Annotated in this window: 6 protein-coding genes; 4 read left to right on the top strand and 2 right to left on the bottom strand. The window is 57.9% G+C overall.

Annotation, left to right across the window (positions count from 1 at the left end):
- Together R6V78_RS18410 and R6V78_RS18405 are read right to left on the bottom strand one after the other, a co-directional pair.
- A partial coding sequence (locus R6V78_RS18410) for a hypothetical protein (protein WP_410290849.1) occupies positions 1 to 188 on the bottom strand: 188 nt, incomplete at its 3' end.
- 529 nt (positions 189 to 717) lie between these two features.
- Entirely contained in the window at positions 718 to 1095 is a 378-nt protein-coding gene (locus R6V78_RS18405) for a DUF2845 domain-containing protein (protein WP_410290848.1), read from the bottom strand.
- A 122-nt stretch (positions 1096 to 1217) separates the two neighbouring features.
- On the opposite strand from R6V78_RS18405, the gene R6V78_RS18400 reads away from it, so the two are divergent.
- The 4 genes from R6V78_RS18400 (at position 1218) to recD (ending at position 10884) form a co-directional block, all read left to right on the top strand.
- Complete coding sequence (locus R6V78_RS18400) at positions 1218 to 1592, top strand: metallopeptidase family protein (RefSeq protein ID WP_410290847.1); 375 nt, start codon at positions 1218 to 1220, stop codon at positions 1590 to 1592.
- 103 nt (positions 1593 to 1695) lie between these two features.
- The gene (recC, locus tag R6V78_RS18395; protein WP_410290846.1) at positions 1696 to 5226 is read left to right on the top strand and encodes an exodeoxyribonuclease V subunit gamma; all 3531 of its coding nucleotides are present in this window, start codon (positions 1696 to 1698) and stop codon (positions 5224 to 5226) included.
- A gap of 2 nt (positions 5227 to 5228) precedes the next feature.
- Positions 5229 to 8927 (top strand): exodeoxyribonuclease V subunit beta, encoded by a 3699-nt coding sequence (gene recB, locus R6V78_RS18390; protein WP_410290845.1) that lies wholly within the window; start codon positions 5229 to 5231, stop codon positions 8925 to 8927.
- Positions 8914 to 10884, top strand: a complete 1971-nt coding sequence (recD, locus tag R6V78_RS18385; protein WP_410290844.1) for an exodeoxyribonuclease V subunit alpha — start codon at positions 8914 to 8916, stop codon at positions 10882 to 10884. The genes recB and recD overlap by 14 nt, the downstream gene beginning before the upstream one ends.
- Positions 10885 to 10921 lie beyond the last annotated feature (37 nt).

Below are 10921 nucleotides of genomic sequence, written 5' to 3'. Positions count from 1 at the left end.
TTATCACCCGATCCGCGGCAGAAGGTATACTCGTTATCAATCCCAAACAGTTTGCAAGCATCGCCAGGCCAATGAACGGATTTAAACTGGATGAACGGCGAATTAAAAGTATCGTTCACCAGATCGACCAACGATGCAGAAACATTGAGTCCAAAGCTGTGGAAGAAATGGGTGGGCGGAACTGACATACTACGCCCCATTGATCTGGGTCCGACCAAGCTGGATGAACGATTATCAAGGATTCGGGTTTAAAACAGGGCAATTTTCAAGGATCGAACTGATGCGTTTGATGTCGAAATCGGCGGTTTAAGGGATTATGGAGAATAAGGGAAGGCGTACACTACATTATTAATTATTTACAATTAAAGGCGCTTGGATAAGGTCTCTTCAACGGATTTTGGCCAACGCCGAGTTGTATGGTTTGTCTAAAAAACTTTTAGGACTTTACTGATATCCAATCCTTCAGCCAACTTAATATATTTTTTTAAAAGAACATTAGCCCTTGAGATTGCCTGTTCACGGCTGGTCATACGGAACAGAGATCTTACGATCGTCTTAATAAGAGCATTGCCCATTTTTCATCCTTTGCGTACACATTCCTTATTGCCTTCATCCTTACACACCTGGCGAATAAGGAATTGATGTTTTACGTTTGCGATCCGAGAATTACAGCCTTATTTTGACGCATAACCTTAAACATGCAAATGTTGACGGGCCTCATTTGTCACCGCGTTCAATTTTGTAAAGCTCACCATTTTGGAAGAAAAGATAGCGAGTGAACTGGTTAGATCCTAAATTGTAGGTCCATCGTTCAACGAGGACAGGCCCCTTAATGAGTTCAGGAAGTTGGTAGCGTTCTTTTTCGTAATCGTATATTTTGAACGTGTTCCCATTGGGGTTTTCTTCCCACTGATCGATATGGTCCGGTTCGCCGCACTTGGACAACACATCCGTTTTCGGGTCCCCGATATACACCAAGCGCCCATGGCAACGAAACGCTCGATCTGCAAACGTTGGATCAGGAAAATAAAAAACCATCCAAATAGATAGAAACACTTGACAAAGCCTGAAAATTTGCGATTCAAGGACCTTCATTGTTTCCAGCGCTCCAGAGTTGACGGTCAATTGATATTAAGCGCAATATGCGCACATTCTAAGGAATGTAAAATTCACCAGGGGGAGGTGGGGGACCCCAATTTGAAAGAGGGCACAGAAATATGCACATCAGCCGCAAGAAATTCGAGGATGCCGTAAAGCGGGCGCTCGAAATGATTCCCGAGATGTTCCACGCACAATTAAACAACATGACCATCACCGTGGAGGACTTGCCGTCCCAGGACCTGCTGAGGGAGATGGAAGTGCCCCCCGATGAGACGCTGTTCGGATTGTTTACCGGTGTCCCACTACCCGAGCGCTCGGTCACCGAACCGCCGCTCTACCCCGATGTCATCATAATTTTCCGGAAACCGTTGATGGCCGCGTGCCAAAGTTTTGAAGAACTTGAAGAGGAGATCGCCATTACGGTGGTGCATGAGTTGGCCCACTATATGGGCCTGAGTGAACAACGGCTGGAGGAACTCGGCTACGGTTAAGGTTGAGTCAAATGTCAGGATGAGTGGTTTGCGGATTTGTACAGATTAAATTCAGGCTTCCCGTGACCCTATCTGACAACGTGGCATAATACAGGAGACGCTGATGAACATTGGGTCGGAAGGTGGTGAGCCGGAGCTGACTGCCGGTCTTTCGATTATCCATTCGAACCGTCTGGAAGACCTGCGTCAGGTGGCAGTGCGATGGATTGGCAGTCACCCGCTGAAGCCGCTGGAAAATGAGACTTTCCTTGTCCAGAGCAACGGCATGGCCCAGTGGCTCAAACTGGCCATGGCCGCCGATGATGGTTGCGGCATCAGTGCTGCCATCGATTTTCAGCTGCCGGCCCGTTTTTTATGGCGCGCCTACCGGGCTGTGCTGGGCGAAGCGGAGACCCCCTACGAATCGGCATATGATAAGGAACGATTGACCTGGCGGCTCTTGAAGCTGCTGCCGTGTCTGCTGGAAGATGACCGTTTTGCACCCTTGAAGCAGTTTCTGGCCGACGATGATGACCTTCGCAAGCGCTATCAACTGGCCTGTTATCTGGCCGATCTGTACGACCAGTATCAGGTGTACCGCGCCGATTGGCTGAAAGAGTGGGCCGTGGTGCAGGATCGGCTGCGCAATGCCATGGGCAAGGTCGAACCATTGCCGAACGGTCAGGCATGGCAGGCGCCGCTGTGGCGCCGGATTCAGGATGATGTGCCCCAGCAGCAGCGTGGAACCAGCCGTGCCGAGCTGCACCATCGTTTTTTGGAAGCACTATCCACATTGCCGGAACGCCCCGCCGGTTTGCCGCGCCGCATCATGGTTTTCGGCATCTGCTCGATGCCCAGACAGACCCTGGACGCACTGCAGGCCCTGTCGCAATGCTGTCAGGTGTTGATGTTTGTCCACAATCCCTGCCGCCACTATTGGGCTGATATCATCGAGGACCGGGAGCTGTTGCGCATCGAGCATGCCCGCCATGGCCGCAAAGCCCAGATTCCGCCGGACCTGGATCCCGAGCTGTTGCATCAGCATGTCAATCCATTGCTGGCGGCCTGGGGGAAACAGGGGCGCGACTATATCGGTCTGCTCTATGGGGTTGACCGACCTGACGCCTACCGGCACAACTTTGCCGAAATCGATCTGTTCCAGGATTTTGTGGCCCCGGACCAGCCGGGTCGTCTGCTGCAGCAGGTGCAGCAGGCGATTCTGGACCTTCGCCCATTGCCGGCGGCGGACCAGGCCAAATTGCCGGTCGCGCCGGACGACAGGTCCATCAGCTTTCAATTGGCCCACAGCCGCCAGCGGGAAGTAGAAATTTTACAGGACCAGCTGCTCTTTGTGTTTGAGCAGCTGCCGGATCTGAAGCCGCGCGATATCATCGTCATGACGCCGGATATCCGTGCCTATGCACCCCATATCGAGGCGGTATTCGGCAACCTGCAGCCAGAGGATGCACGCCACATCCCCTTCACCATCGCAGACAACCCGGACCGCGCCAGTGCACCGATGCTGGCTGCCCTTGAAAAACTACTCCAACTGCCGGACCTGCGCATCACTGTCGGGGACATGCTGGATCTTTTGGAAGTATCCGCCTTCAGGCAGCGCTTCGGGCTGGCGGAGGCGGATCTGCCCAGACTGCACAGGTGGATCGAGGGCTCCGGTGTTCGGTGGGGGCTAAGTGGCGCCCATCGCCAGGGATTTGACCTGCCTTCCGGGCTGGAGCAAAACACCTGGATGTTCGGGCTGCGCCGCATGCTGCTCGGGTATGCGGTTGGCACCAACGCGCCGTGGCGGCAGATTGCCCCTTACGACGAAATCGGCGGGTTGGATGCCGCACTGGTCGGCCCGCTCGCCGCCATGCTGGAGCAGTTGGAAAAATACTGGCAAATCCTGCTGCATCCGGCCAAAGCCGATGAATGGTGCCGGCGGATATTGGGCCTGTCCAAAGACTTTTTCAACCCCACCAGCAGCCGGGACAGTCTCACCCAAAGGCGCCTTGAAGCGGTGCTGGATCAATGGTTGAATGCCTGCACGGATGCGGGCCTCGAGGATCAATTGACGCTTCCGGTGGTGCGCAGCGCCATATTGAATGCGCTCACCGATGCCAGCATCTCCCAGCGTTTTTTGGCCGGAATGGTCAATTTCGGCACCTTGATGCCCATGCGGGCCATACCCTTCAAAGTGGTTTGCCTGCTGGGAATGAATGACGGGCAGTACCCGCGCAGCCGTCCGGCCCCGGATTTTGACCTGATGGCCGCTCCGGGGCACTACCGGCCCGGGGATCGGTCCAGACGCGAAGACGACCGCTACCTGTTTCTTGAAGCCCTTCTTTCCGCCCGCGAAAAACTCTACATCAGCTGCATCGGGAAAAGCGTTCGCGACAACAGCCCCTGCGCACCCTCCGTACTGGTGAGCCAGCTGCGGGACTATCTGGCGAGCGGCTGGACCGTGGCCGGTTCCCGTGCGTCGGATCCAGAGAGCAAGGATCGGCTGCTGGATCAGCTGACCTGCCAGCACCCCTTGCAGCCATTCAGCAGAACCTATTTCCAGCCGACAAGGGAGCCGGACATCTTCACGTATGCCCATGAATGGCGCCGGATCTTCGATCCTCGGAAAGCAGCGCCAACGGCCGGCTCTCTGGATCCGCCGCAGTTTGAATCCAACTTGACGCTGATCCAGCTCATTCGGTTTTTAAAAAAACCCGTTCAAAGCTTTTTCAACCAGCGCTTGAACGTCTATTTCGAGGAAGTCGAGGTGACAACCCTGGATCAGGAGCCGTTCGCCCTCGATCATCTGGCCCCTTTCAACCTGGGCAGCCAACTGCTGGAGGCCGGTCTGGCCGCCGATCCGGCAGACCGTTCGGCCGCCGTCGAGGAAGCGGTCCGCCGCATGCAGCTGACCGGTGAACTGCCGATGAACGGTTTCGGAGAAATGGCGGCCGCCCGACTGGCCGGGCCCGTTGAGCAGATGCTGGCCTATCATCTTCACTTGCGGCAACAATTCCCGCATCAGGCCAAACCGGCTGAGATCGATCTGGCCGTGAAGCTGGACGATTGTGGCTGCGGCGCCCTGCAGGACTGGCTGTCGGATCTGTGCCGGTCCGATCCCGCAACGCCTTCTGCGGAATCCGAAGGCGTTGCACGCTGGCAGTTTTACCCGCAGCCGGTTTTGGATAACCGGGGCCGGTTTTCTCGGCTGGATTGCCTGATCCCCGCCTGGGTGTACCATCTGGCCGGATGCGCCCAGGGCCTTGACCTGACCAGCTACCTGGTGGCGCCCGATGGGCTGGTCAAGCTGCCGTCACTGGATCGGGACCTTGCGCGCAAATGGATCGACGCCATCATTGTGCACTGGTGGGCAGGCCTTCGGCAACCCCTTCCGGTGGCGGCCAAAGCCGCCCTGGCTTATCTGCGTGTCGGGCATTTTGACCCGGATGCTGATCCGGGTAAAGCCGTCGATGCCGCCCGCAATGCCTATCAAGGCGACGACTTCAGCGCATCCGGAGAGCTGGGACACAGCCTTTACCTGAAACGCACCTATCCCGATTTCGATGCCATCTGGCGAGCCGACGGCAACCGTTTTGTCACGTTGGCCGAAGCGCTCTATGCGCCCCTGGTCCAATCTTATGTGCAGGAGCAATGAGCATGGCTCACCCACTGGATGCGCTGACCTTTCCACTGCATGGCAACCGGTTGATCGAAGCCAGTGCCGGCACCGGCAAGACCTATACCATTGCGGCCCTTTACCTGCGACTGGTGCTGGGACACGGGGGCGGGAACGGATTTGCCCGGCCGCTGACGCCGCCGGAAATTTTGGTGGTGACCTTTACCAATGCAGCCACCGAAGCGCTGCGCGACCGGATCCGGTCGCGGCTGACCGAAGCGGCCGCCTTTTTCCGCGGGCGCGGCAAGGGTGACGCATACCTGTTTTCTTTGCGCAGCGAGTTTCCGGAGAAAAATTGGCCCGCCAAGGCCAGACTATTGGAGCAGGCTGGCCAATGGATGGACGAATCGGCCATCACCACCATTCACTCCTGGTGCCAGCGCATGTTGCGCCAGCACGCCTTTGACAGCGGCAGCCTGTTTGATCTGGAGCTGGAAACCAATGAACAACCGCTTTTGGAAGATGCCGCGTGTGATTACTGGCGGTTCTATTTGTATCCCCTGGCGGCCTCGACTCTAACGGAACTGGTGGAATCGATACAATGCAGTTCCCCGCTGGCGCTGCTCGACAGAGTGCGACCACTGCTCAAGTCCCAGTTGTCTTTGCCTGCAGATCCCTTCGATATGCTGGCCCGCCGCCAAGCAGCCATTGAAACCGCGCGCCTCTGCTGGGAGAAAGATTTTGACGCGGCCGTCGCCCGATTGCGTGGCGCACAGGGCGACAAGACGTTGAATGGTAATCAATACCGTGCGGCTTCGCTGGACAAATGGATAGATCAGCTCACCGCCTGGGTAGGAAAGAAGGGACCGTTACCCGAGGAGAATATACTTGCCAAACTGTCACAAAAAGGACTGCAGGAAGGGGTAAATAAAAATAAAACACCCCCCGAACATCCCGCCTATTCAGCTTTTGATCGGCTCATCGGCCAGCTGGCCGACCTGAAAGTGGATTCGGCCCTGTTGATCCATGCCGCCCGGGACATTGGTCGAAGGTTCCGACAGGCCAAGCACCGCCGGGCCCAGATGGGTTTCGACGACCTGCTCACCATGCTCCAAAAGGCCTTGCAATCGCCCGGCGGTCAACAGCTGGCCGCGGTCATCCGGACCCAGTTTCCCGTGGTCCTGATCGACGAATTCCAGGACACGGACCCGGTACAGTACGAGATTTTCAAAAAGGTCTACCTGAATCAGCCTGAAACCGGCCTGCTGATGATCGGTGACCCCAAACAGGCGATCTATGCCTTTCGCGGTGCGGATATCCACACGTACCTGGCGGCGCGCAAGGACACCGGGGACCGTCATTATACCCTGGGCAGGAACTACCGCTCCACCGAAGCCCTGGTGGCGGCCGTCAACCGGACATTCTCCGCGGCGGCCCAATACCCCCAAGGGGCCTTTTTGTTCGAAAACCAGATCCCGTTTCACAAAGTAGGGGCCCTGGGTGGAAAGGGAGAGTGGGTGGTTGAAGGCAAAACGCTAAACGGGCTGCACATCTGGCAGCTTCCTCAGACCGAGCCGGTGAAAAAGACAGGCGAGGAGGGCTATATTGGGCTGATGGCCCGGTCTGCCGCCAGTGAAATTGTGCGCTTGCTGAATCTGGCACAGCTGCAGCCGCCCCAGGCAGGCTTCCAAGCGTCAGACGGGGGTTCGCTGCAACCTTTGCGTCCGGCGGATATCGCCATCCTGGTCCGCAATCAAACCGAAGCACGCGCCATTCGCCAGGAGTTGGATGCACGGCGCGTGCGCAGCGTTTATCTGTCGGACAAGGACTCGGTGTTTGACTGCGATGAGGCCAAATCCCTGCTGCTTTTGCTCAGAGCCTGTGCCGAACCGGAGCAGGAGCGTCTTTTGAAGGCAGCCCTGGCAACATCTGTTTTGAGCCTGACGCTGGCTCGCCTGGATCAGTTCAATCAGGATGAGCTCGCCTGGGAAGCTGAAGTGGAGCGATTCCGCAACTATCAGCGCACCTGGCAGCTCCAGGGGATACTGCCCATGCTGCGGATGCTTCTGGGCGATTTTGATGTGCCGGCGCGTTTGCTCGCTTTGGCTGATGGTGAGCGGTCCATCACCAATTTGCTTCATCTGTCGGAGATGCTGCAAACCGCCGCCGTCGACCTGGATGGCGAACACGCCCTGATTCGATGGCTGGCCGAACAGATTGAGCAGCCCGGCAGCGGTGCGGACGAGCAGATTCTGAGACTGGAAAGTGATGCAGACCTGGTCAGGGTCATTACCATCTACAAGTCCAAAGGCCTGGAGTACCCGCTGGTATTTTTGCCGTTTATATGCAGTTTCCAGGCGTTGACGCACCGCAACACCCCGGTGGCGAAGTATCATGATGACCAGGGTCAGCTGGTGACGGTTCCCAATCCGGATGCAGACGCCATGGAAGCCGTCGCCAATGAACGCCTGGCGGAAGATGTGCGCCTGCTGTATGTGGCGGCGACCCGTGCGCGCTACGCCTGCTGGATGGGGGTGGGGGCCGTGGGCAGCTTCACGAAAAGCCATGGGGAGCAAACCAGCTTGCACCGGACCGGACTCGGCTATCTGCTGTCGGCCGGGCAGATGATACCCACCGGTGAATTGGCCGACCGGCTCCGGTCGTTAAAGGGAGATTGCCCGCACATTACCCTGTCACCGCTGCCCGTTGCCACGGACGCCGTTTATCGGGCTGAAGAGGAAGCCGAACCGCTTGGCCCGGCGTTGAGGTTCAGCGGCAAGGTTGGCCGCGACTGGTGGATCAGCAGTTACAGCAGCATGCTGGCAGGCGCCCACATGACGGCGCTCTCTTCCTTGGCGCCGGCCGGGGTACAGGCTGCGAATCATGATATAGGCGCCCCGTCCGCCCCGGAGTCGGCCACCGAAGCGCAGCTGCAGGAAACCGCCAGCGAGGCGGCCACGGCTTCAGAGGCGATAAGCGCGGAGCCCTCGATCCACAGCTTTCCCCGCGGTCCCGACCCGGGAACGTTTCTGCATGGACTGCTGGAGTGGGCCGCCGAGCAGGGATTTGCCAATCTTGTCCGTGACCATCGCCGGCATGAGAACCTGATTGCCGTCTATTGTCAGCGCCGCAATTGGGGGGACTGGGCCGGCGTGATGCAAACGTGGCTGCAAAAACTACTGGAAACCCCGCTGTTGCTGCCCCATGATGAGGGAAAGGTCGCCATGGGTTCCCTCACCAACGACTGTTATCAAGCGGAGCTGGAATTCATGCTGGCCGTTCACCGCGTGGACACACGGATCCTCGATGAGACGATAAACCGGTTTGTACTTCCCGGAGCCGTGCGTCCCGCATTGACGCACGGCCATCTCAACGGCATGGTCAAGGGCTTTATCGATCTGGTGTTCTGTCACCAGGAGCGCTACTACGTGCTGGATTACAAGTCCAACCACTTGGGGGAGAACCGGCAGGCCTACAGCACCCCGGCCATGGCAGCCGCCGTGCTGGAACACCGCTACGATCTGCAGTACGTACTCTATACGCTGGCGCTGCACCGCCTGTTAAAAGCCCGCCTGCCGGATTACAACTACCAGCGCCATGTGGGCGGCGTGCTCTACCTGTTCCTCAGGGGCGTTGATGAGAAGGGGCGGGGCGTCTATGCTGACAAGCCATCGCAGGCACTGGTCGAGACGTTGGACGAATACTTTGCCAGCAAGGAGAACGTGCATGCGGACGGATGAAAACCTGATCCACATGCTGGACGCCTGGACGGAACAGGGCTGGTTGACCCCCCTTGACCGTGCGTTCGTTCGATTTTTACATGAACAGCAACCAGACAGTTCGGACCCGGTATTGCTCGCAGCGGCTCTTGCCAGCTACCAGCTGGGCCGCGGTCACATCTGCCTGGATCTGCAGGCGGTTGTCGATGACCCGGATGGCGTCCTGTCATGGCCGCCGGAAGGGGAAGTAAAAGCGGCTGACCCCCAGTCGCCCTCGGTATTGTTGGCGGGAATGTCTCCCCGGAGATGGGCGCAAATTGTAGAAGAATCGGCGCTTGTATCCCCGGGAGCTGGCCATACACCCCTGGTGTTCAGCAATGGACGTTTATATCTGCGCCGGTACTGGCAGTACGAGGTAGCGGTGGCTGAGCGCATATTGCACCGGCTTCAGATCCAGCCGGCCATACCAGAGGACCTGGCCCAGCGGATCGATCGGTTGTTTGGCCCCTTGCGCAGTGCCCGGGAACAGGACAAGCGCGATGTGCACTGGCAAAGTGTAGCGGCGGCCATCGCCGCCCGAGGCGCCTTTAGTGTCATATCCGGCGGTCCGGGGACCGGAAAAACCACAACGGTGGTCCAACTGTTGGGCCTGCTGCAGGGCATCTCCCTGGAGCAGGGACAACCGCTGCGGATCAGCCTGGCTGCACCCACCGGCAAAGCCGCGGCCAGGTTGACCGCGTCCATCGGCGATGCGGCGGCCAAGCTGCCGGAGGCGCTGCGGGAAAGCATTCCGACCGAAGTCACCACCTTGCACCGCTTGCTGGGCAGCCGGCTCCATACCCGTCACTTTGTTTACAACGCCAAAAATCCCCTGCACGTCGATCTGCTGGTAGTGGATGAAGCCTCCATGATCGATCTGGAAATGATGGCCGCCCTGTTGAGCGCATTGCCAGAAACCGCACGCCTGATTTTAATCGGTGACAAGGACCAGCTGGCATCAGTGGAGGCCGGGTCCGTGCTGGGAGATATCTGCAGCCATGCGGAGCGGGCCGTCTATCAGCCGGGCACCATCCAATGGATAGAGGCCAACACCGGATACCGGCTGAAAGAATTCGCCGGTGCCGGGACCCTGTTGGATCAGCGGATCGCCATCTTGCGCAAAAGTTATCGCTTTGATCAAAACAGCGGTATTGGTGCGCTGGCCCGCGCGGTCAATGCCGGCGATCCCGACCGGGTCGCAGCGGTCTGGCAGCAGGACTTTGGCGATCTATACAATCTGGCGGTCGCCTCCACCGCGGATCAAGCCTTTGCCCGTCTTTTGTTGGACGGATCGCCTTCCGGTCACCATGCGGGCTATCGTGCCTATCTGCAATGCGTTCAAGCCGGCCCCCAGAACTATGAATCCGAGGACGCCTGGCTACAGGTGATCCTGGATGCTTTCGGCCGTTTTCAACTGCTGTCCCCATTGCGTAAAGGACCCTGGGGCGTGAAAGGGCTGAATCAAAAAGCGGCCCAAATTCTTTTCAACGCAAACCTCATCGACCGGCAGGATGGTTGGTATGCGGGCCGCCCCGTAATGATCACTCGCAACAACTACACCCTGGGATTGATGAATGGCGATATCGGGATCGTTCTGCCTTTTGCGGAGAAAAACGCGACGGATCACAAAACGTTACGCGTTGTTTTTCCCATGGCCGACGGGTCGTTCAAAAAAATATTGCCGTCTCGATTGAATGATGTCGAAACCGTGTATGCCATGACGGTGCACAAATCCCAGGGGTCTGAATTTGACCATGCGGCCATGGTGCTGCCGGAGTCCATGACACCGGTATTGACCCGGGAACTGATCTACACCGCTGTGACGCGCGCACGCCGCTATTTCACGTTGGTGGGGCCGATATTGGATCTACTGTCAGAAGCGGTCCAACAGCGCACGCACCGCGCCTCCGGTCTATCGGATCTGTTTGGTTGTTGGTGATGCAATGGGCGCTCCTGTCGCGTTTATGCGCCTCTCT

The sequence above is a fragment of the Desulfosarcina sp. genome, from assembly GCF_046496365.1.
In the GTDB taxonomy this organism is placed as follows: domain Bacteria; phylum Desulfobacterota; class Desulfobacteria; order Desulfobacterales; family Desulfosarcinaceae; genus Desulfosarcina.
The sequence above is the reverse complement of the archived record's forward strand: the minus strand, read 5'-3'. Positions and strand labels throughout refer to the sequence as shown.